The following is a 25046-nucleotide window of genomic DNA, read 5'->3' as shown; positions in this document are numbered from 1 at the left end:
ATTAAGCATACGGCATATACTGGAAGAGATACCGTTCCTGACTGGACGGACTTAGATTAATTTACTAGATGGACAAGAAGGGACGGTGGGAGACCTCATGTTAAAAAAAAGCACAGCGGCGTTTATGGTTATCGCCGCCCTGCTATGCGGTAGCTTGCTAACGCTGGGAGTAACCAATGGTTACAGCCTTTTTTCCGGACAGGCAGCAGGAGAAGGCCTGATATCGTCGGTTAAGAGTAACGGCCTTCAGCAGAAAGAATCCCAGAAGCTAGGAACCGCCCTGAGTTTGATTGAGGGTAATTACTATGAGACAGTAGACCGGGACAAGCTGATCGACGGTGCTGTCAACGGCATGATGGAAGCACTGGGTGATCCTTATTCTAACTATATGGGTGAGGAGACCGCAAAACAGTTCGAAGAAAGCATCGAAGGCTCTTTCTCAGGCATTGGAGCAGAGGTTTCCTCTGATAACGGTAAGGTAGTGGTTGTATCGCCAATTAAAGGCTCGCCGGCAGAGAAGGCTGGAGTGCAACCGAAGGATATTATTGTATCCGTAAACGGTGAATCATTGGATGGCTTGGAGCTGAATGCAGCTGTAGCCAAAATCCGGGGACCCAAGGGCAGTAAGGCTACACTGAAAATTATACGTTCCGGCTCGACAGATCCGCTTGAACTAATCATCACCCGAGATGATGTGAAGCTGGAGACCGTTTATGCCAAAATGGAGAAAGACGGGGTCGGCGTTATTGAAGTGACCCAGTTCTCATTGAATACGGGAGACCGCTTCAAGGAAGAGCTTAGCAAGCTGGAGAAGCAGGGCCTCAAAGGACTTGTTATTGATGTTCGTAACGATCCAGGCGGTGTGCTGCCGATTGTAATCGAGATGGCTGAACAATTCGTGCCTTCCGGCAAAGCTATTGTTATGGTTGAAGATAAAGATAAACAACGTGAAATCAGTACCTCCAAAGGATCAGGAAAAGCTTACCCGGTGGTTGTGCTCATGAATAAAGGAAGTGCCAGTGCTTCGGAAATTTTGGCAGGTGCGTTACAGCAATCTGCAGGAGCTAAGCTGATCGGAGATAATTCTTTCGGTAAAGGAACGGTTCAGACCAGCTTTGACAAGCAGCTAGGTGATGGAAGCTTGTTGAAGATTACCATAGCCAAATGGTTAACACCGAACGGAACATGGATTCACGGTAAAGGGATTAAGCCGGATATCGCCGTGGCTCAGCCGGAGTATTTCTCGGTAGCGCCGATTAACAAAAGCGTGACGCTGCAATATAACATGAACAGCGCGGATGTGAAGAGTGCTCAGGTGATGCTGGACGGATTAGGTTATAAACCTGGCCGTAAGGATGGATATTTCGATGCCGGCACGAAAAATGCGGTGAAGAAATTCCAAGCCGCAGCCAAGCTGGATATTACAGGTATTATTAACGCCAAAACCGCAGAGGCAATGGAGCTGGCGTTAATCAAGGTTATTCAAGACCCTGTCAACGACAATCAGCGGAACAAGGGAATTGAAGAGATTCGGAAGGAAATTAAGGCTGCAACGTCGAAAAAATAAGATAGCTTAAAAGAAGGCTGAAGTCAGCCTTCTTTTTTTCTAGTAAAATAACTGCAAACGTCCACTGAACAAATGTCATCAGGAGGACATTGATATTACGAGGAAATCTGCTGGTTCACGGGATGGTAGAACCTCAGCCGCAACTGTAGCCTCAACCGTAGCCACAACCGCAGCCGCAAATGTAGCTACAACCGTAGCTACAACCGTAGCCACAACCGCAGCTGCAACTGTAGCCACAACTGCAGCCACAACTTAATTGCACTTTATACACTTATTTGGCTCGGAAATGGCCGGAATGTAGCTTTAGTTGCACTTTATACACTTAAATAACCTCTGAATAGGGTTTTCGGCCCTATATGGGAGAAATAGCTGCACAAAGTACAATTAAACTACCGTGTACGTGGAAATGGTTGCTTTTAGTTGTATGAGATACAATTAAATCAATATAATTATGTGTTAAGACCGCGGTTTAGAGATTAGCGGGAAGTTTGACTAGCAATTGGAATTTAGGATTAAGTTTTAAAGGTAAGATTGAGGTTTAAAGTTTAAGCCTAATTAATCAACAGGAGCGAGCACTTAATATAAGGAGCGTGACGAAAGTTTTGAACGTGAATGCTATTCCAGAACTGCTCGGAAGCTTGGGCAATGCCGTCTTACAACTGCTTACACAGCCTTATTATTATATTGCGCTTATATTTATTGCCCTTTATTATCGCCGACAGGTAGTGCTCGAACGCAAGCTTGTGCATGTTAAGCTGCACAGCTGGGGAACGGAAACTTGGCGTACGGTTTGGACGGGACTTGTAATGGGGCTTGTGGTATCGATTGCTGCGGTACTGCTGGGAGTATCTCTGTCGAGTACGGCCGTAGTTATAATTTGGGTAGTGACGCTCTTATTGCTGCTGATACGTGTCCGCTATTTATGCTTTGCTTACTCCATTGGTTTGATTGGCATTATTCAATTTGTAGTCTCATTTGTTCCTGAAGGTCAATCCATCGGATGGCTGGCTGATGTTGTGACAGCCGTGAGGGAGATGGATGTGCCGGCTCTGCTGGTGCTGGCTGCTCTACTACACCTTGCGGAGGCGCTTCTGGTGCGGTGGCAGGGGGCCAAGCTGGCATCGCCGCTCTTCCTGGAAGGGAAGCGCGGGAAGGTTGTCGGCGGCTATCAGCTGCAGGCGTTCTGGCCGCTGCCGCTGTTCCTTCTGATTCCCGCCGGAGCGGGAATCGGAGAGCTGCCATGGCACCCGCTCCTGGGCGGCGGCCTTGGCCTGGTGTCCTTGCCCGTCATCATCGGCTTCGGCGAGATGACGCAGGGCATGCTCCCGCGGCGCAAGGCGGCCCGCACCTCCGGACGATTGCTGCTCTACAGCATCGTCCTGCTGGGCTTAAGCCTGCTTGCCGCATGGTGGAGCCCGCTGACGCTGCTCGCAGCGCTTGCAGCGGTAACCCTGCACGAAGGGCTGATCTGGTTGAGCGCTCTGGAGGAGCGCACTACCAGCCCCATCTTCGTGCATCCACAGCGCGGCCTCAAGATCTTGGCCGTGCTGCCTGAGAGTCCCGCGCAGGAGCTTGGCATCCTGCCCGGCGAGGTCCTGCTCAAGGTCAACGGGACCCTGTTGACCCGCAAAGCGCAGCTGCATGAGGCGCTGCGCATGAACCCGGCATTTTGCAAACTTGAGGTGCAAAATGCCGAGGGGGAGAGCAAGTATATGCAGCGGCCCATTTACGATGGCGACCACCATCAACTTGGAATCATATTGGCGCCGGAGACGGACGAAGATATAACCATACACGCCTATCCATCCAGTATTTATGGGATCATAGGCATGAATGCGGGTACAAGTAGCAAGCGTGAGCAATCACTGGCTGCATCAGCATCAGCAGTCCCCTTACGCAGTCAGAATACTGAATCGGCAAAAGGGTAACCACCATCCATTTGGCCCATTCTCAGAAGAAAGAGCATCTTAACTAACGAGATGCTCTTTTTTTGCGAATTTTGTTTTGAAAAATGCTCTAACTTTATGATAAAAATTATTCGATTACTGAGGAAAAAAAAGTATAATAAAATGAAAACGTTTGACTAAAAATTAGGCAGGGGAGAACTTAATGCGCAGCCTTCGTCTCAAAATGATGCTATTTTTCTCAGTTTTACTTTTAATTACGAGTTCTTTATTAGGATTCATTTTTTTGAAAAGCTCAGAAAGGTTGGTTCAACAGTCTGTAGGTCTTCAAGCTCAGCTAATTTCTCAAAATGCCCTGAAAGAAATAAATCTCACTAGTTATACAACGATTACTCCTGAATCTGGTGAAAATGCTTATTATAAGGAACTAAGGACAAAGCTAAATCAGATCCGTGAAGCGAACGGGTTAAAATACTTATATACCATGGCCAAGAAGGAAGTTAACGGGGAAGCCGAATATGTCTACATCGTAGATGGAATGCCACTCGATTCTAAAGCTGATGATTTTTCGGGTTTAGGACAAGTAGATCCAAATCCCTCAGAACTGCTGATTAATGCTTTTGCCAAGAATCAAATTCAAATTGGGGATCTTTATCAGGATGAAACATACGGAGCGCTTCTTTCCGCTTATGTTCCTATTAAGAGTCCATCCGGTGAAATCCTGGGAATTCTGGGCGCGGATTTTGATGCTTCTAGCATTTACGAATTGATGCAGCAAAATCGTAGCAGAGCTGTCTGGATTATTTTGCTCTTCATCGTATGTACCTCCGCTTTAACCTATTTATTCTCCCTATATATTTCTCGGCCGATCAAACGGTTAACATCGACCATAAAGAAGGTCAGCTCAGGGGATCTCACCTTACAAATAGAGGTTAAGCAAAAAGATGAGATTGGGCAATTATCCGCCTCGTTTGGTCAAATGATTACTGACTTGCATGGAATGATTCGAGTAATCCGATATACCTCCGAAGATATTCAAAAGGTATCCAAGCAGATTGGTATTTCTACGGATTCGGTGAGTAATGCAAGTGTAAGGATTTCTGAGCATATGAAGGAAACGGCCGCTCAAGCCGAATTACAGGTATTAGGCGGAATTGAAATGGACAGGTCCTTGAAGGAGGTTGGAAGCGGAATTCAAAGAATTGCGCAATCAACAGGTATTGTGGCAGAATCCTATCATATAACTACACTCGCTGCCCAAGAAGGAGCAGAATATATAGAACAAATCATCAGACAAATGGATGCGATTATCGAGTACTCAACGAATACATCTAACAAAGTAAAAACGTTAACCACCCGTACGGATGAGGTTCGGAAAATGGTGGATATTATTCGTCAGATTGCAGAACAGACGAATTTGCTGGCATTAAATGCAGCCATCGAAGCCGCCCGGGCCGGTGAGCAGGGAAGAGGATTCACGGTAGTAGCTGATCAGATTCGCAAGTTATCGGTGGCCTCTCAGGAATCGGTAAATACAATTTCAGAGGTAGCCAATGAAATAGAAAAAGATACAGAGATCGTGATCCTAGCTATGGAGCAGGAGCGTATGGAAGTGGGTCAGGGAGTGTCAATTGTTCGGAACACAAGAGAATCTTTCCACAGGATTTTAAATGAAGTTACGAAGGTGGGCGAACAAGCGCAGGAGGTTTCGGCCGTATCAGAGGAGGTGGCGGCAGGATCGGAGCAGGTAGAGGCTTCTGCTGGTGAATTTGCTCTTATTGCCGCTCAGACTACGGAACGTGTACAGGAAGTATCGAAGTCGGCGGAGGAACAGGCTCTGGACATGAAGGGTGTTTCCGAATATGTAGAATCCCTGGAGAAAATGTCAGGTGAGTTGAATCATTTGATAGAACGTTTCAAAGTTTAAAATACCGCTACACGTATCGCAATTCTTGCTCTTCAAGAGGCCCATGCTACATAGCATGGCCTTTTTTTCATTACCTGCCCCTGTGGCATATGGGTTGATTCAGCCCCAAAGTACCTATCAGCGTTGATTCTTCAAGTAGAATATTGCAATTTGTGTACGATCACGCAGGCCAAGTTTACTTAAAATATCCGTTATATAGTTTTTGACAGTCCCTTCACTCAGGAAGAGCTTTCCGGCAATTTCCTTATTGGAATGCCCCTCGGCGATGGAGGCTACTACCGCCTGTTCGGTTTTGGTTAATCCGTAAGAATCCAGCGTTAGAGGCGGTACAGCTTCTATGGATGGAGCAGGTTGCAGGAAGGTAGCCAGTTTGCGGGCGATATCCGGGTGAATGAGCATATTGCCCTCATATACGGTTTTGATGCCTTGTATGATACGGTCTGGCGGTATATTCTTGAGTAGGTATCCGCTGGCTCCGTTCCGCAGGGCCTCAATAATATATTCGTCATCATCAAAGGTTGTCAGCATAAGCACCGATATCTGTGGAAAAGCCTCCTTAATGAATCGGGTTCCTTCGACCCCACCGCATACGGGCATCCTGATGTCCATGAGGACAACATCGGCTTCAATACCGCTTTTTATCATCTCTAATGCTTGACTACCATTGCAAGCAGCACCGGAAATCGAAATGCTAGGATCCAGTCCAATCAACACCCTCAAGCTTTCCCGAATAAAAGAATCGTCATCTACAATTAATACCTGAATCATATTAAACTAGTCACCCCTCTCCATCTCATCTATTATCTAACCCCTTGTGATCATCTAATCTCACCTTGCTTAACCACTGGAAGTCTTGTTATTACTGTAAAATGCGGCTCTAACCGCAGCTCCAGAGCTCCGCTAATAAGCCGGGTTCTTTCGGACATACCTTTTAGACCCATGCCGCCGGAGCGCTGAAGCTTGCTTAATTCTTCACCTTGGGGCAGGACACCGTTGTTGCAGACCTCCATCGTAATTTCCGTCTCGCTATAGCGCACCTTTATTCGGATCTCTGTTGCTCCTCCATGCCGTAGACCGTTCGTGATAGCTTCCCGTGCATTCTTGTACAAGACCACCTGCACGCTTGGGTAGAGTTGGAAAGGTAACCCTTCCACAGAGTAGGAAGTGACAATCCCGGTATCCCGCCCCGTTTCCTCCAGCAGCCGATCCAGTGCATATGCGCCCTCCAGTTGAGGCGCGATGTTGATACGCTTAACTGCTGCACGCATGTCGTCCATGCTGGCAGAGACCTGATCACGGATCTGACCCATCATAACCATGCCTGTGTCGGGTGAGCTAGGCAGAGTATGTATAGCGGCCTCCATCATCATTTTAACCCGGATTAGCCGATGCCCGATATCATCATGCAGCTGGCGGGATATGCGTACTCTTTCCTCCGATTGTGCAGCATTCTCTACCTGAGCGGCATATTGCAGCAGTCGGTTACGAGTCTCATCCAGTTCAAAATGCCTTTTACGAAGCTCATCATATAGGAATAGGGTCTCTTCACGGCCGCGCGCCGCCAGGTTTAATTGTGCTGTAAGTACGGCTGCAAGCAAAAAGGTGATGTTGATGTAAGCCAGCAAGAGCGGGGCAGCATTCATAAAAGCAACATTTATTAAGATCAGATGAATGCAGGTCAACAAAGCAGGTATGTACCGGGGCCTCAGCTGTGAATAACAAAGCAGCGCTGAAACCGCCGGGAAGAGCATTAAGCTGCCGTACTCATAACATAGCCAAGCTGTAAATAACAACTCAATAGAGCCGGTAAGCCCTGAGTATATCCCGGGAAGCTTAAAGCCCAGCGACACTAACAGCAAAAGGAGCAAAAAGTGCAGTGTAAACATTCCATAATCCACGTATTCAAGGACGTAAGAAGTAATAAAAGAAGGCACAATAATAAGTACATATCGTAAAATCCTCAGCTCTCGGGTCACACTGCGTCATCCTTTTTTAATTATTTAAAACGGTTTTCAATTCCATCTTAGCATATTTCCTCTTGGCAGCAGGAGATGACTTTTGTCACCTGCAGAAGATGACCTTATGTACCTTCATTGGCAGGGAAGAGGCGTTACAATGAGTGTATAGAAGTCCAAGAGACAGGAGAGATGGCAATGGCACTTGTAGTCGTGAGTGATGCAGTGAAACGGTATGACGGTAAATTAACGGTAGATCATGTCAATGTCAGCATTCGGCAAGGTGAGATTTTTGGATTACTCGGCCCGAATGGCGCGGGGAAAAGTACTACGATCAGCATGATTTGCGGACTTCTCAAAATCGACGGCGGTGATATTGTCATCGATGGGATTTCCGTCATTGCCAATCCCTTAGAGGTTAAGAGAAGAATAGGCTTGGTTCCTCAGGAGCTGGCGCTTTATGATACGCTGACTGCGACAGAGAACGTTACTTTTTTCGGGAGACTATACGGATTGCGCGGGAAGTTATTGAAGGAGCGGGTAGCGGAAGCACTGGCGTTTACGGGCCTCAGTGACCGGGCCAAGGAGAAACCTTCTACCTTCTCAGGCGGGATGAAAAGAAGACTCAATATCGCGTGTGCCATTATGCACCGGCCGAAGCTGATTATTATGGATGAACCCACCGTCGGTATTGATCCCCAGTCGCGGAATCATATCCTTGAATCGGTCAAGGCGCTTAATAAAATGGGTTCTACGGTTATCTACACCAGTCACTATATGGAAGAGGTTGCCGCAATTTGTGACCGTGTAGCCATTATGGATAAAGGACATATTATCGCCTGCGGTACGGAAAAAGAGCTCCGGGAAAGAGTTGCCCAGGAGGAAAAGATCGTTATTAAGGCAACTAATATCAGTTCGGCATTGAAGGATGAATTAAGGCTTCATCCACGGATCAGTCGTGTTGAAGTGAACGGTGACTTGGTCGAGCTCTATCTACCCTCCTCCCAATCCGAACTTCAGGATATTTTATTTATTTTTGCCAAGCATGAAGGGGTTATTGGATCTCTTCACATTGAGGAGCCCGATCTGGAGACCCTCTTTCTAAGCCTGACCGGACGGACATTGCGGGACTAAAGGAGGAAGATGAATAGATATGAATATATGGACGATCATGATTTATGAGCTGCGGCGATTATTTCGTTCCCGCTCTATGGTGCTGAACCAGTTTTTACTGCCGTTAGTTTTAATCTTTCTCCTTGGTTCTGCACTTTCCGGTGTAGTTGGTATCGAAGAGACCCTGAAGATTGAACCCGTAAGGGTTGGAGTAGTGAGTCTCTCTGAAGGAGATGCAGAACCCTCGAATATGATTAAAAGCTTCCTCGACACACCGGAGATAAAAGAAATCATTATTCCCTTTGAGGTAAACGGGCGAGAAAACGTTGTAAGCGGACTGCGCTCAGGTAAGTATGGATATGCAGTAATCGTTCCACCTGACTTTGATCAAAATGTGCTAAGTGGAAAAACAGCGGAGCTCGAATTTATTATGGGCAAGGAGAGTTCAGAGAATGTGATTGCGGGTACTGTTTTTGATAATTTTTTGAACAGGATTAATTATAATCAAGCTGCAGCGGTTACCCTTGGACCAGCCGTGTTATTAGCCGCCGCTCCTTCTGCAGACTTGAAGCCTTCCGTAATGTTAGGGAAGTTGAGTGAGGAAGGGAGTACCTATACAGCTTCTCAATTTTACGCAGCCTCTATGCTCCTTATGTTTCTGCTGTATTCAGGAATGACGGTATGCACTTCACTTTTTAATGAAAGAGAAAGCCGTACTTTGTTCCGCATCAACTCCATGCCAGTCAAAGGGTCACAGCTATTCATAGGCAAGATCCTGGGAATCGGGTTAGTGACCATTCTTCAAGGTGCTGTAATCATTCTTATCACTCATTGGTTGTTCGGGGTAGACTGGGGGAACCGTCCAGGGCTGTTGGCCCTCACCTGTATCCTGATGATTATTGCAGCCATGACATTATCTATTATAGTAGCTATGTTTCTCAAAACAGCAGCAAGCGCAAGAAGCCTGATTGCTACATTGACGGTAATAATGACCTTTAGTAGTGGGGGAATGTTCCCATTGCCGGATTCATGGGTGAATTCTGTCGGTGCCTTTACGATTAATCATTGGGCGATGCAAGCTATTCTGAGGATGATCCTGCATTCCGAGCTGTCGCAAATTATCCCTAAATTGCTAATGCTGGCTCTGATCAGCTTTGTGTTGTTCCTTGCTGCGTTTATTTCGTACCGGAAGGTGGGTTACCATGAATAATATCCTCACGATTACCTGGAATATGGTGAAGAGGACCATAGGCTCACGGAAAGGTTTCATTAGTTACATTTTACTCCCGGGCCTTGTACTTGCGGGGCTCATATCCTTAACCGGCGGTTCAACTGAATACCAGTCTGTAATCATGTATACCAATATGGATCAGGGCAGAGCAGGAGAGCATATTCTCTCGGAGCTTACCCGAATAAGAGAATACAAGTTAGTGGAACAAGCGGATGAAGCTGCGTTAAAAAACGCTGTGATTGAGCAAAAGGGGATATCGGCCCTTATGATTCCCGCTAATTACAGCGAAGGATTAATGGCTGGAGAGGGACCTCAAATCAGTGTGTACGAACTTAAAGCTACAGAGGGAAGTATCTTGTTCAAGATGAAAGTGTCCGAAATTGCCGATCGGCTGGAAGAGACAGCTGCAATGGTGGGATCTTCCAGTGTAACAACGGAGGATAGAGAATCACAATTTGGTGCGGTGCTGCAAAAAGTAGAAGAGCACAAGGTAGGGAACGTAAGGACAGATTATAATCTGTATTCCAAGATGGGGCTTACGACTATTACAGGGTTTACGCTGATGTTCCTCATGGGACTTGTAACCACTTCCGTTACTCTGATTATGGATGACCGGAGACAGCGCACCATGCTGCGGATGTTCAGTGCTCCGGTACGATCTTTTGAGATTGCTATCGGTAACTTCCTAGGCAGCTTTACGGTGGGCATCCTACAGATTACTGCGATGCTTATGTTTGGTAAATGGATTTTACGTTACGACTATGGACTGCCAATCCTCACGTATTTCCTGATTCTCTCTGCATTTATGCTTGTGTCTATGGGAATTGCGAGTACTATAGCAGGCATGGTACGCAATCCGAATAATGCAGGCATGCTTAATATGCTTATTCTAACCCCAACCTGTATGTTGGGCGGCTGCTTCTGGCCGATATCGATTATGCCCGATTATATGAAGAAGGCCGCTAACTTCGTGCCTCAGAAGTGGGCGATACAAGCCGTCGACATCGCCTCCACCGGTGGAAGCTGGAATGAGCTATGGTTGCCCTTCGCCATTCTTGGGCTTATGGCTGCTGTTCTTCTCACCATCGGATCCACGATTCTTCGACCAAGCGAGGCGGGAGTGAAGGCTTAATCTACGGTACCGGAATAGATACCTAGGAGTCGCCTCAGTTTACAAGAATTTTAAATATGTGTATAATTAATAAATAACAATTAAATGAATAGTTATTCGTTTTTTGGAGGAGCCTGTCAACAAGGGCTCCTCTTTGTCTTTTTTTTGGTATGGGGAGATTCCTTGTTGATGGACCTACCATACAGAGAAAAGGAGTGGGAACGATGGAATTTATTTTTTATCTTATACTGATTCTTCTGTTCACCAAGCTGGCAGGGGATGTATCTTTACGACTGGGACAGCCGGCGGTGTTGGGGAAGTTAATTGTAGGTATTATTTTGGGGCCTGCGGTACTCGGCTGGGTTCATGATAGTGAGTTTATTCATTATATCTCGGAGATTGGTGTATTGATGCTGATGTTCATAGCCGGTCTGGAAACCGATCTTGACCAGCTTCGTAAAAATTGGAAGTCGGCATTTGCAGTAGCCGTGGGGGGAATTATTTTACCCTTTGTGGGCGGCTATTTTATAGGGGATTGGTTCGGTTTCTCCTATTACAATTCCTTATTCATGGGTGTTATTCTCAGCGCTACATCCGTTAGTATTTCGGTGCAGGTGCTGAAGGATATGAACAAGCTGAATTCACGAGAAGGCTCTACTATTTTGGGGGCTGCTGTGGTGGATGATATATTGGTAGTCGTTCTGTTGGCGGTACTTATGAGTTTTTCCGGAACAGAAGCGGATATGTCACTGGGGCTTCTCATTGGTAAAAAGGTGCTGTTTTTTGTAGTTGCCATACTTGCTGGCGGGTTCCTGGTGCCTTGGGTTATGAAATGGCTCGCTCCGTTAAGAGTTACAGAAGCGACCATTACAGCTGCACTGGTGGTTTGCTTCGGCTACGCCTATTTCGCTGAGTTGATGGGTATGGCGGGGATTATAGGTGCTTTTGCAGCCGGGATCGCTATTTCCCAGACACCGTTTAAGCATACTGTAGAAGAGAAGCTGGAACCGATTGCTTATTCGATCTTTGTACCGGTCTTTTTTGTAAGTATTGGGTTAAGTGTTTCCTTTACTGGTGTGGGCGGGCAATTGGGATTTGTTATCGTAGTGACTCTGGTGGCAATATTGACCAAAATGTTGGGTGGAGGATTAGGCGCCCGGTTTACCGGGTTTAACAACCGTTCTTCGCTAATTATTGGTTCAGGAATGATCTCGCGGGGGGAAGTTGCTTTAATTATAGCTGCTACAGGTCTGGAAAGCGGCCTACTGCTGCAACAATACTTCACCTCCGTGATTATTGTGGTAATTATCACCACGCTTGTAACCCCACCTTTGCTAAAATATATGTTTCGTGAGCCCAATTAGCATCTACCGAAAAGCCGTCCCTCTGGGGCGGCTTTTTAATTCTAAATCCTCAGAAGGGGTAGAAACCCCGCCTTAGGTCTGAGTACTAAACCCGTCGCCGGACGGTTTTGAGATCATCCGAAACCGCCTAAACTAGATCAAGGAGCATGTGAAAATATACATAAACTTTCAGTCATACCAAATGAATCGAAATTTAACGGAGTGGAAGGGGAAAAAAGAGATGACATGGTTAACGAAATGGTCGTTCAATAACAAGGGCGCGTTGGGGCTCTTGGTTATTATGGCGCTTGTAGTGGGAATTTTGAGTTACACTACATTGCCAATGGAGTTTATGCCGGAGGCGGATAATCCTCAGGTTACCGTCACTGTCCTTGGACCTGGGCAGGATGCACATTCAATGGAAACAAACGTAACAAAACCGATTGAAGCAGTGGCATCTGCTGTTAAAGGCAAAAAAGAGCTGCTGTCTACATCCGGAGATGGCTATGCGAAGGTAGATATTTATTTTGATCCTAAAACAAATATGAAGGATGCCGCACAGGAGGTTCAACAGGCTGTAGATTCACTGCAATTTCCTCAAGGTGTTATGGACCCGTTTGTTCTTCAGTTGAACACCTCCATGATTCCGGTGTCAGAGCTTACACTTTCTTTCGATGAAGGGTTGACGAAAGATAATCTTAAGCTGGCGGAAGAAACGATTATCCCAGAGTTCCAAAAGATTGAAGGAGTATCCAATGTCGCGTTATACGGCAAAGTTTCTCCTCAGGTAAAGGTTAAGCTGGATCCGCAGTTAATGGCTGCGAAGGGTGTGGCTACCCAGCAGGTCCTTGGTCTGCTTCAGGGTCGTAACGTATCGGCTTCCATCGGGGAACAGACCATCGGCGGCCAGACAGGTAATATCAATCTGGTCTCCAGCATCGATAGTCTGGATACCTTAAAAAAACTGCCTGTTTCACAAGGAGTAACCCTGCAAGATATTGCATCTGTTCAAATGAATGAAGACCAAGAAAGTATCAGCCGTTCGAACGGCAAGGACGTGTTGTTCGCCATTATCACGAAAGAAGCCAATGCTAACGCAGTGGATGTCGGCAATGGGGTAAAGGAAACCGTAAAAACCATTAATACAACGGTCAAGAATGCAGAGACAGCCGTAATATTCAGCACCTCAGATATGGTGGTAACCTCGGTTAACAGTATGATGCGCGAGGTTCTGTTGGGTGCTCTATTCGCAACAATTGTTATCCTGATATTCCTGCGGAATGTAAGAGCTACGCTTGTAACGGCGGTATCCATCCCGTTGTCATTAGCCGTGACGTTATATTTACTTAGCATATCCGGTATAACCCTGAACATTATCACCCTTGGAGGCGTTGCTGTTGCAGTGGGTCGTCTGGTTGATGACAGCATCGTGGTTATAGAGAATATTTACCGTAGAATGCAGAAAGAGACCTTCTCGCGCGATATGATTATTAGTGCGACCAAAGAAGTAGCAAGAGCGATTACTACCTCAACGATTGCAACAGTTGCTGTATTCTTGCCTATGGGACTTCTTCGCGGAGGATTACAAGCCTTCCTGCTGCCATTCGCTTTGACAGTAACCTATTCATTACTGACTTCACTAGTGGTAGCTTTAACCGTAGTGCCTTTGTTAAGTTCATGGATGCTTCGTAGTACTACTATGAAAGAGCATGCACCCTCAAAACGTTTTACAAAATTCTTGGAATGGAATCTGCATCACAAATGGGTAACCTTGTCACTGGGACTAATCCTTCTGGTGGGCTCCATTGCTGCCTACATCTCGATGCCAAAAGCCGCACTGGATGCTTCAGATGCCAGCAATGTATCTATTCAATTGAAATATCCAAATGATGTCCCAGTTACAGAAGTAATGGAAAAGGGCAAGCAGTTGGAGCAGGATTTGATGAAGCAGCCGCAAGCAGAAACGGTCATCATGCAATCCGGTAACAGTGCTGATTCAGCAAAATGGGGCAATGTATCAGCGCTTACTCAGGTAGATTATATAGTTATGATGAAAGAAGGCGAGGATGCACAGGCATTCATTGACTATGTCCGCGAGGCTGGGGCTTCTTATTCAGGAGCAACGCTGACGGCAAATGCAGGAAGTTTGATGGGTTCAACCTCTACAAGTGAGTATATTGATATCGTGGGGAATGATCTCACTGCGATTACAAAGGTTGCGGGAGAAGTGGCCGCTAAAGTAAAAACCGTAGACGGGATTCAAAAAATAAGCAGCAACATGGAAGATACGAAGCCGGTATTCTCCTTCAAGGTCGATCCGGCGCAGGTCAACGCACAAGAGATTTCCATGCAGCTGGGTGCGATGCTGAATCCGATTCCGCTTGGACAGATGGATCTGGACGGTTCTCCAGCTGGAGTAGTTCTGGAACCTGTTGTCCAACCGAAAACTCAGCAGGACCTAAAGAATATTATCATTATGACCGCAGGGGGTCCGCAACCGTTGTCTCAATTGGCAACACTGGAAGTTCGGAATGAACCTGCAATGCTGTATCACAAAGACGGGAAACCCTATGTACGCATCACTGCTGAAGTAGATCCGAAGAAAGTATCCAAGATCGGTGCAGACATTAAGAAAGAAGCTGATAGTGTTACGCTTCCGGAGGGAGTTACTCTATTTGCGGGTGGAGCTTCTGTGGATCAATCCGGTGATTTCAGCGACCTAGGGATGACAGCTCTAATCTCCATTGGATTAGTTTACTTGATTATGGTACTGACCTTTAAAACGCTTCGCGCTCCACTTGCCATTATGTTCTCCTTGCCGCTTGCTGCTATCGGAGCGATCATTGGGCTTATCGTGTCTGGTGTGACCCCGGATTTCACGGCGATGTTCGGAGCACTCATGTTAATTGGGATTGTTGTCACGAATGCCATTGTGCTCATTGATCGGATTAAGCAGAACGAGGAGCATATGAGTATCCGGGAATCTATACTCGAAGCAGCCGGAACGCGGATGCGCCCAATTCTGATGACGGCCATTGCAACCATTTGTGCCATGCTCCCGTTACTGTTCGGAGATCCAGAGCAGGGCAGTATTGTCTCGCAAAGTCTGGCGATCGTAGTTATCGGTGGCTTAACTGCCGCAACGGCGCTGACGTTAATAGTAGTCCCTGCCATCTACGAACTGTTTTACTTCCGTAAATCGGCTAAAGAGCGCAGAGAGATCAAGAAGACCTCAGCCCAAGCTCCAGCTCAAGTTCTATAAGATATCAACGTAAAATAAAGAATCTGTAAATGCACCTAAATAAAAAAGGCGAATTCCTTTCCATTCGGAATGAGAATTCGCCTTTTTTTATGTATTTTTTAGGCTCAACACCATAATCAGTTACGCCCCAATCGAGGGATTTTCTCCCTCTATTTCTGCACCCGGCAGTAGCGTCAAGAAGTTTGTGTATGAGAGTAGAAGTATCTCCCCGGTATCCGCGACAAATACAGCAAATCGTCTACCTACATGGGTTTCAATATATATAGTTGCACAACGTACACTTATATTTCTCCCATAGCACACTTTAGGGTGTTTAATTGCACTTTATACACTTATTTTTTGGTATTCCGGGGTTTAACCGGCATAATCGTGTTTATAGTTGCACAAAGTACATCTATCCATACATCCGAGCGCCAAAAGCTAGAAATAAGTGTATAAAATACATCTATTACACTGACTACCTCCGAGTTTTCGGTAGGGTCACCACCTGAAATAGCACAACTAATAAAACAGAACACCCATCCTCGAAAAGATCGAGGATGGGTGTCTTTAATTGTTATTATTCACTCCACAATTTCACACGATCTTGCACATATTTAGTATATCCTTTTTCCATTTTTTCTACGCCTGCTTTTTCCAGATCAGCCATGTAAGCATCCCAGATCTTATCGAAATCAGCCGGTTTAGCCAGAATAGCCTCAGGAATACGTTTCCAAGTAATATCCTTCATTTTGTTACCCAGAATGGAGACTTCATCTTCACCAGGAATGGAGATATTCCATGCAGCGCCATAAGCTTTTTCTTTAAATTCTTCTTCTTTCGGGAAGAGATCCTTCCAGATTGTAGCGTTGTAAGCGGCCAGAGTTTCTTTTTCAGCATCACTGTAACCCACGACAAGCTGCTCAGGGAAGTTCTTAGTATAGTAATTGCCTGTCGCATCTTTAGCGCCATCACCATAATGCACCATCATATTCCAGTAGAAGCCGACACCTGATTCTTTTGTGAATGCTGTGTTATCGGTGTTAATACGTTCTTGGACATCAGCAGGGACAACACGTTTGCCATCAACAACGTTGTAATGTTTACCTTCAACGCCCCAGTTACTCAGAATTTGACCTTCATCCGAAGCAAGGAAATCAAGGAATTTGATCGTACGAACCGGATCTGGATTGGTACTGGAGATCGCGATTCCGTAGCCGCCCATGAAGCCGGTTGGCCAGAAGCTTGCTTCCTTAATATCTTTGGACATGGTAACAGGGTAGTGACCATAAGTTTGATCAAATTTACCTGCAGTTTTCAGAACCTGCTGACCGTCATTGTAATCCCAATCCTGATCAATAAGTCCGAGAACTCGGCCTGTAGCTACTTTTGCTTTGTATTGATCGTATTTTTGCACAAAGCTTTCTTTATCGAGCAAACCGATATCGTTCATATGGTTCAACCAACGGAAGTATTCTTTCTCCTCAGGACGACGGAAGTGGTACGTAGCTTCATGTGTTTCTTGATTAACGAAATATTCTCCGTCATCAGATCCGCCTGTTGTTGCAACGGCCGGGTTCGTTACAGAGATATACATGTGCCAGTCATCTGCGTTCAAGGAAACACCGATATTTTTATTTCCGTTTTCATCGGTAGGATGTTTTTCCAGATAGGCTTTGATTACGTTCTCATAGTCTTGTACTGTGCGGATTTCTGGATAACCAGCTTCTTTTACCACACGGTGCTGCAATTCGAAGCCTCCGCCGGCAACGAATTTTTGCTCATTTACGGCTGCCCAAGTAGGGATAGCGTAAATGGACGGGTCTTCATTGGTATATTTGGCTCGTGCCAGATTATCCCCAAGCACTTTTTTAATGTTGGGAGCATGTTTATCAATTAAGTCTGTAAGATCAATTACTGCACCGGCATCCACCAGTTTACCAATATCGCCCTTTGCAGAGATGATATCGGGATACTCGCCGCTCGCTGCGATCAAGGCCACCTTTTGTGCCGGATCACCGACAGCAAATTCAGCATTGAGTGTTACGCCGGTTTTCTCAGTTATGACTTTACTAACTTCATCCTTCATATTATTCCAGTTCGGATTAGGGTCTTCAGCGAAGAAGGAAAGCGTAAGCGGAGACAAATCTTCTGCCTCAGTGGTTGCTTCCGGCGCGTTTGTGGCCGCATTCTTACTGTCGTTAGTCTTCCCTTCATTATTTGCCGCATTGTTGGAACCGCCGCCACAGCCTGCCAGCAAGCTTAGGACCAGAGTCAACAGAAGAAGAAGAACGTACGATTTGGATTTCTTTCTCGTCATTATTATAAACCCTCCCTTTATTTAACAAGCTTATATTGTATAAACAGGAAACCCTGCTGATACCGGATACTAGATTAGCTCTTTACTGCTCCAAGTGTCATGCCTTTGATGAAGTAACGCTGCAGGAACGGATACACTACCAGGATAGGAACGGTTACGACGATCGTAATGGCCATTTTTACGGACTCTGGAGAAATTTGCGCCATCACTTGGGTCATATTCCTGCCGCGGAAGCTCTCGGCGTTGGTGGTTGTGCTTTGGATTACTTTCATCAGCTCGAATTGTAAGGTAGTTAAATAATCCTTGGAACCATTGAATAGATAGGTATCAAACCAGGCATTCCATTGCCCTACAGCCAAGAATAAAGCGATAGTGGCTAGTGCTGGCTTGGTCAGCGGTAGAATAATCCGCCAGTATATCGTAAAGTCGTTCGCACCATCCAGTTTGGCTGATTCCTGCAGAGCGTAAGGAAGGCCGTCAATGAAGGAACGGATAATAAATACGTTGAAGGCACTAACCAGACTGGGGAGAACATATACCCCGAAGGTTCCGATCATATCCAGGTTTTTAATCAAGATATAGAAGGGAATCAGGCCTCCCGACACGTACATCGTAAGTGCAAGAAAGGTGGATACAAATTTTCTAGCCTGAAATTCAACCCGGCTTAAGGTAAAGGCAAGCATGGAAGCACTTATCAGTCCGAGAAGCGTACCGATGATCGTACGTAGAACAGAAATTTTAAGCCCTGTCATCAAGCCAGAATAGGCGAAGATGGTTTCGTAGTTCTTAAAAGTAAAGACACGAGGGAAGATGGTAATACCGCCCTTTACACTGTCCGTGGAATCATTAAATGAGATCGCAAGCACATTCAGAAAGGGATACAGAGTGGCAATAGTCACTACGGTAATGGCAAAATAGACAACAAGATCGAAAATATGGTCCGACCAAGGTGTGCCGGATATTTTTTTGATTTTCATACTGACACCCCTTAAATGATACTTTCCTTAGTTATTTTCTTGAAAATACCGTTCGCGACAAACAGTAGAATCACACTGACCACGGAGTTGAAAATATTGATTGCGGTACCATAGGAGAACCGTCCCATGCCTAATCCATAATTAAGTGCATATAGATCCAAGGTTTGAGAATAATCCCGCACCAGATTGTTGCCTAACAAGAACTGTTTCTCAAAGCCGATGCTGATCAAATGCCCAATAGATATTATTAATAGAATTACTATCGTGGTTCGTATGCCCGGCAGTGTAACGTTACGCACCTGCTGCAAGCGGCTTGCACCGTCTACCTTAGCAGCTTCATACAGTTCGGGACCAATCCCAGATATAGCAGCTAAGTAAATGATGGTATTCCATCCGGTTTCCTTCCAGACATCTGAGGCCGTAACAATACCCCAGAATAAATGCCCCTTTGCCATGAATTGTATAGGCTCACTAATGAGATGAAGTCCCATTAACAAATCATTGACGGCACCATTATCCGTAGACAACATCTTGGTGATAATACCGGCTGCAACCACCCATGATACAAAGTGAGGCAGGTAAGAGACAGTTTGTACAAAACGTTTCAGGAACTGCAGTCTGACCTCATTCAGAAGAATAGCGAATACAATGGGGACAACAAATCCGGCAAGCAGACCCATTAAGCTCATGCCTAACGTATTGCGGAGGGCATTGTAGAATTGATCATCCTGGAAAAGTTCTTTGAAGTATTTCAAGCCTACCCATTTTTGGTCAAAAAACGATTTACCCGGTTGGTATTTCTGAAAAGCCATGGTCCAGCCCCACAAAGGCAAATAACTAAAAACAAAGGCCCAAGCTACGAATGGAAGCGCCATCATATAGAGGTACTTCTGCTGCGTGAAGATCGTCCAAAATTGGGCTTTCTTTACTTTAGGTTCTAGCGGAACCTTGTTAGTAATCGCTTTCATTACTTCTCGCCTCCTATATAAAACAATCATAAAATAAATTGATTTGTGATAACACCCGAGGATTTTCTCTAAAAAACAGGGTAAAATACGCCATTTGCGTAAGCGCTTTCAGAAAATAACTAAAAAAATGCACCGCCTTAAGGTGCACTTTTTCAAAATATAAGTAAGTATAAGTTTTCAGTATACTTTTCTTATATTTCTAAGAGAAACGGGTACCTGAAAGCGATACGGAGTATCGCTGCTTCGGAAGCATAGGCTCCCATTAAGGACGGCAAAGCCGTTTCTTCTTGGAAGCTTATTTATTTTTTCGATACACCGAAGGAGATATTCCCTCATATTTTTTAAACTTTTCGCGGAAATAATCTACATCACAAAAACCTACTTCCATAGCAGCTTGGTGGATCTTAACCCCCATATCAAGCTTTTCTTTGGCTTTGTTCATCCGTACTTTATCCAAATAGGTATTGAAGGAATCCCCTGTAATGCTTTTGAACAGCTTTCCTAAATAAGCGCTGTTGTAATTGAACACGTCCGCCAAAACCTCAAGCTTTAGATTCTCAAAATAATTTCTGTGAATCAAGTCTGTCATTTTCTGAATCAGCTGTTCCATGTCGTCATGGATAATGCCTTTTCCATAATAATGAAGGATTTGAGTTACATATCTCTGTAATACAGGAAGGGAAGTGTGCTCATAGAATCGCTGCATCTGCTCCCCCAGAATGGACTGGTTCATCTCTAACTTCGGATATTGATTAGACAACTTAGTTAATACATAAGCAACAATCCTTGAAAAGCGTGTTCGAATTGCCATTTCAGAAAATTCAGCGGAAACCATGATTTGCCCTGTTTCCTGAATAAGTGAATCCAGTAAATCCGTATTTCCGATATCCAAGGCCAGATAAATTCGATCCGAAATTGAATCCAGAGCGGTCTCCATATCATTGAATATTTTTGGATATAGACTCTTTAGGTTCTTGGATTCCGGGCCGATGATTTGGGATTCGTCATAGAAGAAATGATCTTTAATCCTCATCAGGGCGGTATTATAGGAAGTAGATAGCTTATCGAAGCTGTCTACCCGATCACCTGCAGCTATAATAAATTGAAGTCCATGCACATGAACAGCTTCCTCCACATTTTGATACAGTGTTTTTCGGGCTAACTCCATCTGATACGTTGGTTTGGTCAATACTCCCATATATGAATCTATTGAAAAGATAAACCCGCTGTTAGTTTCTTCTAATTGTTTGCTGAGTCGTTCTTTAATGGCTGTAGTGTGCCCATTATCAATGAGCTCAGGAGGGGTTAATCGAATCAATACAACTTCATAGGACTTCCAATGCAGACCGGCTTCTATGACCTCCTGCTCCAAGTCAGACTGATCCTGCTGATTCATGTCCATTAGTGCGGAATGGATTAACCGTTCCTTGCTCCATTCCAGAACTTCGGCATTTTTTTGACGGGAGCTCATCCTTTCCTCCAGATCTTCAGCCAGCTTAACCAGATATACCTGCAGTTCATCCTCGTCAACAGGCTTTAATAAATAGCCGTCAGTACCCAAGGTCAGCGCTCGTTTGGCATAACTGAAATCTGCATATCCGCTTAAAATAATAATGTGAATGTCCGAACCCTCAGCACGCAGTTCTTCAATCAATTCCAGACCGTTTTTACCGGGCATCCGGATATCAACGATCATTAAGTCGGGAGAGTATTGTTCATATTTCTGCTTGGCTTCAATAGCATTCGCTGCTGTATCAACAACCTGGAAGCCATATAAGTTCCAATCAATCAAGGTTGCAAGTCCCTGACGGATAGCCAACTCATCATCTACAATCAGTACACTATACAAATGACTCACTCCTTAAGGGAATCACAAAACTTATTTGCGTTCCGAATCCAATTTTACTTACTATGGTAAGTCCAAAGTCAGGGCCATAAGTTAACTGAAGCCGAGAATGGATATTTTTAAGTCCGATATGCTGATTCCCTTCATCATTCCTATTCTCAAGCATTCTGTAGAGCTCAGCAATACTGTCTTCTGACATACCCTCTCCGTTATCAGTAACCTGTATCTTCACATGATCTTCCTCGACTTGAACATCTACCCGAATAATCCCTCCGGGAATCCGATTCTCCAGACCATGAATGACAGAGTTTTCGACAAGAGGCTGAATAATCAAGGGAGGGATCATGACAGTATTAGCCTTCGGATCTATATTAAGCTCATAGGTTAGTCGGTCATCATAACGAAACTTTTGAATGAACAAATAGCAGCGAACCGTCTCCAATTCACTTTGCAGCTCGATTTTCCCGTTGCCGATCTCCAGGTTTTTGCGCATCAACTTTCCTAGTAAACGTACAACCTGGGCAATCTCGGCCTGCCCTCTCAAGTGGGCCCTCATTCGTATAGACTCCAGGGCATTGAACAGAAAATGGGGATTGATCTGGCTGGCCATCATCTTGAATTTAATTTCATTCTGTCTTAGCTCAAGCTCACTTTTCTGGCGATTGGATTCCTGGACTTCTGTCATTAAATCACTAATATTCCGTACCATATGGTTAAACTGCCTGGCGAGCTGGCCGATCTCATCTCTACCGTCAATTCGAAGGGTCGCATCCAGGTTCCCCGAGGCCACCTTCGTGATATGTTTGCTTAACCGAAGCATTCGTCCAGTTAGCAGCCGCGAGAAATGATAGATAAGCAGGACAGCCATGATCAGAGCCGAAATAATGACGGAAACGGCAACCCTGATGATTCTATTGGCATCCTTAACGATACTGTCCACGGAAAAAACGGAGATGATCCTCAGGTTGTTTAAGCTCGATCCGGGATTCCAGTCATCAATCAGCATTTTAGATTTCTTGCCATCTACCGTCACATCATAGGTACCTTGTTCATTTGAAAATGAAGCCTGTTCGAAATGGATATCACGAAGTGTTTTACCCAGTCGGTCGTTACGATTAGAGGCGATGATATAGTTATTCTCATCCACTATCATAGTCTCGAACAGCTCTTGCTTCAGAATCGAATTCAGCATCTCTGTATTAACATTGATCACAAGAACACCGCTTGTTCTTTCATTAAGGAAATCAATTTTACGAATCAGACTCAAATAATACTGTTGATTCCGGCTATCCTTGATATAGTTCCAGGAGATTAATCCGTTATGGGCGAGCGCTGTTTTGAACCAACTTTCTTCCTTTAATGCCTCATCCGGCTGAAGAAACTCCCAGTTATCTAGCATGGTTGGATTGTCTATATACAAGCGGACACTTGACACTTCTTTGTATAATCGAACATACTCCCGAAAGTCCGGGTACCTCCAGTAGGCCTGAACCACATCATACACAGACTCATAGGGGTGGTTCGCGGCTTCTTCCAGTCTCTTGTCATTGGATATACGATAGGAGATATCATAGGGCACATTGAGCATTTCTCCCGTTCTTTTCTTTACCCGGTCTACGTTTACCGAGATTTGCTCCAAAGCATTATTAAGCACGACCTGCCGCAGCTCACTCGTCAAAAATACGCCGACGATTAATACCGGGATAAACACCACGCAACCAAAAGATAAAAAAAGCTTGGTGCTGAGCTTAAGATCATTAATCAATTCAATTATCTTGGTATACACGGCACGACCACCCTTAACGAAATGGGATAGAGGAATTAACATTGAGAGCGCTTTCAGATATTATATCCTAAATAAGAGCCCCATTAAATGCTGCCAATTATGTACTTATTGTCTTTATTTATGTTTTTTCTATTAAATCATAAAAAAAGAGCTGACGCCCAGGTCTGCTAACAGACTCTGGTGTCAACTCTCAATGAGGATATGCTCACCTATGGGGAGCCCTGAAACCATTAGTTTTGTATCGAATATAACAATTCTCCGATATCTTTCCCCGCCATATAAATCAGAAGTGCAAAGGAGGCAGCAGCTGCAATCATAATTACTAGTCCTACTAATGGCTTATCCTTCACTAATGAATTTAGATTGTCGAAGTATTTTTTAATATAATTATAATTCATAAGCCGCTCCTAAAAATAAAATAGTTACTTTTAAAGCAATTCGACCTTAATGATATAGCTCTCTCCTTGGACCCATTTACCTTCTTTTGTTTTTTTCATCATCGTAACTCCCACGGTGCGGTTATCCTGAAAATCAGGACCTTTTATTTTTTTTGCGGTTTGAACCGAATAGACTGCCGCTTCATTCTCGTTATAGTTTATGATTTTGGTAGATTCAATAGCAGATAACAAATCATACGTACTGAAAATTTCGCTATAGGCTTTTTTGGCTTGCTCAAATAGAGGCGAAGTACTATCAAGGGTTGCTAACAAATCATTTAAATTTTCCTCATTGACACTTTTAATTTGGGCTTGGAAAACAGCCAATATAGCATCTTCCTCAGCTTTCGGAACGGTGACCGTAGCTTTTAACATTTCATCAGGAACAATATATCTTCTCCCTTTGATTTGAATACTGCTGATTGTCCACTCTTTATCATTACCCGTTCTAGTAAGTCCATATACATACTCTGACTGGTCATCCAGCTTGAAGGGACCCTTGATCATATGTGTGGTTTCAATCGTATGAACAGCCGCTTCATTCGATTTCAAATCAATGATATCTAACTGGTCTACCGACAATGTAGAATCATAAGTATCCATCTGGCTTTTTAACTCAGGGCCCACCTGAGCAAGCGGAGATTTAGGATCAATAAGGCCCATTAATTCGTCAAAGCTCTCTTTATTATAGTATTCTACATATTTCTCGAAGAAAGCTGCAATTTCCTTAGGATCACCCGCTTGTTGCTTGGATTCGATCACAACAGTACTGTTTTTGGCATCCCACTTAACGCTGCTGCCCGTTGCTTCGCCCACAAACCGCAAGGGTACATAAGTTACATTGTTAATCACCTTTGGAGCGGAAGTCAGCAACTTAAGATTACCGTTTACTGTGGCTTGCTTGCTGCCAACCTTAAGTTTGATAACGAGGCCTTCTTTTGTGCCTGTAATCGAGCCTGTTTTTACATCCCACTCGATGGTTAACCCAAGGCTTTCAAAAATGGTCCGCAAGGGCAGAAGGATTGTTCCATGATCATTAACAGGTGCTGAACTGCTGTTCAACTTCTTCTGATCTAACTGAACCGAAATCGGTTTTTCGGAAGCAAATGCAGGCAAACCGATCATGCTCGATAATAAGAGGGAGGCTAAAAGACTGGGTATTAATTTCATTGTTGGCTAATCTCCTTTGGGTATTATAGATAGGGGTATGCACCTTTTTAATCATATTTCAAAAAGAAAAGGGTTTACAGATACAGTGGTAGGTATTTACAATTAAGAAATATTGTGCTTGATTCTTGTTTAATCCTGGCTTTATTGAAA

At 44.7% G+C, this 25046-nt stretch carries 18 protein-coding genes; 8 read left to right on the top strand and 10 right to left on the bottom strand.

The annotated features are described in order from the left end of the window. Nucleotides 1-97: 97 nt before the first annotated feature. A complete protein-coding gene (locus tag J2T20_RS02300) occupies nt 98-1567 on the top strand; it encodes a S41 family peptidase (RefSeq protein ID WP_307585195.1) in 1470 nt (489 codons plus the stop codon). Between the two features lie 78 nt (nt 1568-1645). Here the strand turns inward: J2T20_RS02300 and J2T20_RS02295 are convergent, their stop codons facing one another. Further along, nucleotides 1646-1816, bottom strand: a complete 171-nt coding sequence (locus J2T20_RS02295; protein ID WP_307585193.1) for a hypothetical protein — start codon at nt 1814-1816, stop codon at nt 1646-1648. A 359-nt stretch (nt 1817-2175) separates the two neighbouring features. Here J2T20_RS02295 and J2T20_RS02290 point away from each other — a divergent pair, with 359 nt between their 5' ends. Both J2T20_RS02290 and J2T20_RS02285 read left to right on the top strand, forming a co-directional pair. Continuing rightward, entirely contained in the window at nt 2176-3495 is a 1320-nt protein-coding gene (locus J2T20_RS02290; RefSeq protein ID WP_373457748.1) for a PDZ domain-containing protein, read from the top strand. Nucleotides 3496-3757: 262 nt separating this feature from the next. Next, complete coding sequence (locus J2T20_RS02285; protein ID WP_307585189.1) at nt 3758-5398, top strand: methyl-accepting chemotaxis protein; 1641 nt, start codon at nt 3758-3760, stop codon at nt 5396-5398. A gap of 117 nt (nt 5399-5515) precedes the next feature. On the opposite strand, the gene J2T20_RS02280 is transcribed toward J2T20_RS02285, so the two are convergent. Then, nucleotides 5516-6166 (bottom strand): response regulator, encoded by a 651-nt coding sequence (locus J2T20_RS02280; RefSeq protein WP_307585187.1) that lies wholly within the window; start codon nt 6164-6166, stop codon nt 5516-5518. A 50-nt stretch (nt 6167-6216) separates the two neighbouring features. Then, the gene (locus J2T20_RS02275; protein WP_307585185.1) at nt 6217-7374 is read right to left on the bottom strand and encodes a sensor histidine kinase; all 1158 of its coding nucleotides are present in this window, start codon (nt 7372-7374) and stop codon (nt 6217-6219) included. A gap of 177 nt (nt 7375-7551) precedes the next feature. On the opposite strand from J2T20_RS02275, the gene J2T20_RS02270 reads away from it, so the two are divergent. The 5 genes from J2T20_RS02270 (at nt 7552) to J2T20_RS02250 (ending at nt 15413) form a co-directional block, all read left to right on the top strand. After that, nucleotides 7552-8487: an ABC transporter ATP-binding protein gene (locus tag J2T20_RS02270; RefSeq protein WP_307585183.1), complete on the top strand. Its 936-nt coding sequence runs from the start codon at nt 7552-7554 to the stop codon at nt 8485-8487. A gap of 19 nt (nt 8488-8506) precedes the next feature. Then, entirely contained in the window at nt 8507-9676 is a 1170-nt protein-coding gene (locus J2T20_RS02265; RefSeq protein ID WP_307585181.1) for an ABC transporter permease, read from the top strand. Next, on the top strand, nt 9669-10829 hold the full coding sequence (locus J2T20_RS02260; protein WP_307585179.1) for an ABC transporter permease: 1161 nt from the start codon (nt 9669-9671) through the stop codon (nt 10827-10829). The genes J2T20_RS02265 and J2T20_RS02260 overlap by 8 nt, the downstream gene beginning before the upstream one ends. A gap of 203 nt (nt 10830-11032) precedes the next feature. Then, nucleotides 11033-12172 carry a cation:proton antiporter gene (locus J2T20_RS02255; RefSeq protein ID WP_307585177.1) on the top strand — a complete coding sequence of 380 codons (1140 nt, stop codon included), beginning with the start codon at nt 11033-11035 and terminating at the stop codon, nt 12170-12172. Nucleotides 12173-12392: 220 nt separating this feature from the next. Beyond that, entirely contained in the window at nt 12393-15413 is a 3021-nt protein-coding gene (locus tag J2T20_RS02250) for an efflux RND transporter permease subunit (RefSeq protein ID WP_307585176.1), read from the top strand. 559 nt (nt 15414-15972) lie between these two features. On the opposite strand, the gene J2T20_RS02245 is transcribed toward J2T20_RS02250, so the two are convergent. The 7 genes from J2T20_RS02245 to J2T20_RS02215 all read right to left on the bottom strand — a co-directional run bounded on the left by J2T20_RS02245 (nt 15973) and on the right by J2T20_RS02215 (nt 24896). After that, complete coding sequence (locus J2T20_RS02245; RefSeq protein ID WP_307585174.1) at nt 15973-17712, bottom strand: ABC transporter substrate-binding protein; 1740 nt, start codon at nt 17710-17712, stop codon at nt 15973-15975. A 74-nt stretch (nt 17713-17786) separates the two neighbouring features. Next, nucleotides 17787-18689, bottom strand: a complete 903-nt coding sequence (locus tag J2T20_RS02240; RefSeq protein ID WP_307585172.1) for a carbohydrate ABC transporter permease — start codon at nt 18687-18689, stop codon at nt 17787-17789. 11 nt (nt 18690-18700) lie between these two features. Beyond that, the gene (locus J2T20_RS02235; RefSeq protein ID WP_307585170.1) at nt 18701-19657 is read right to left on the bottom strand and encodes an ABC transporter permease; all 957 of its coding nucleotides are present in this window, start codon (nt 19655-19657) and stop codon (nt 18701-18703) included. A 295-nt stretch (nt 19658-19952) separates the two neighbouring features. Further along, entirely contained in the window at nt 19953-21506 is a 1554-nt protein-coding gene (locus J2T20_RS02230; protein WP_307585168.1) for a response regulator transcription factor, read from the bottom strand. Next, the gene (locus J2T20_RS02225) at nt 21499-23289 is read right to left on the bottom strand and encodes a sensor histidine kinase (protein WP_307585166.1); all 1791 of its coding nucleotides are present in this window, start codon (nt 23287-23289) and stop codon (nt 21499-21501) included. The genes J2T20_RS02230 and J2T20_RS02225 overlap by 8 nt, the downstream gene beginning before the upstream one ends. Nucleotides 23290-23519: 230 nt before the next feature. Next, complete coding sequence (locus tag J2T20_RS02220; protein WP_307585165.1) at nt 23520-23687, bottom strand: hypothetical protein; 168 nt, start codon at nt 23685-23687, stop codon at nt 23520-23522. A 30-nt stretch (nt 23688-23717) separates the two neighbouring features. Next, nucleotides 23718-24896: a copper amine oxidase N-terminal domain-containing protein gene (locus J2T20_RS02215; RefSeq protein ID WP_307585163.1), complete on the bottom strand. Its 1179-nt coding sequence runs from the start codon at nt 24894-24896 to the stop codon at nt 23718-23720. Nucleotides 24897-25046: the final 150 nt, after the last annotated feature.

Origin of the sequence: Paenibacillus wynnii (assembly GCF_030812855.1) — a bacterium.
GTDB lineage: Bacteria > Bacillota > Bacilli > Paenibacillales > Paenibacillaceae > Paenibacillus_AQ > Paenibacillus_AQ wynnii_A.
Note: the sequence above shows the minus strand (reverse complement) of the source record. Positions and strands in the feature narration are given on the sequence as shown.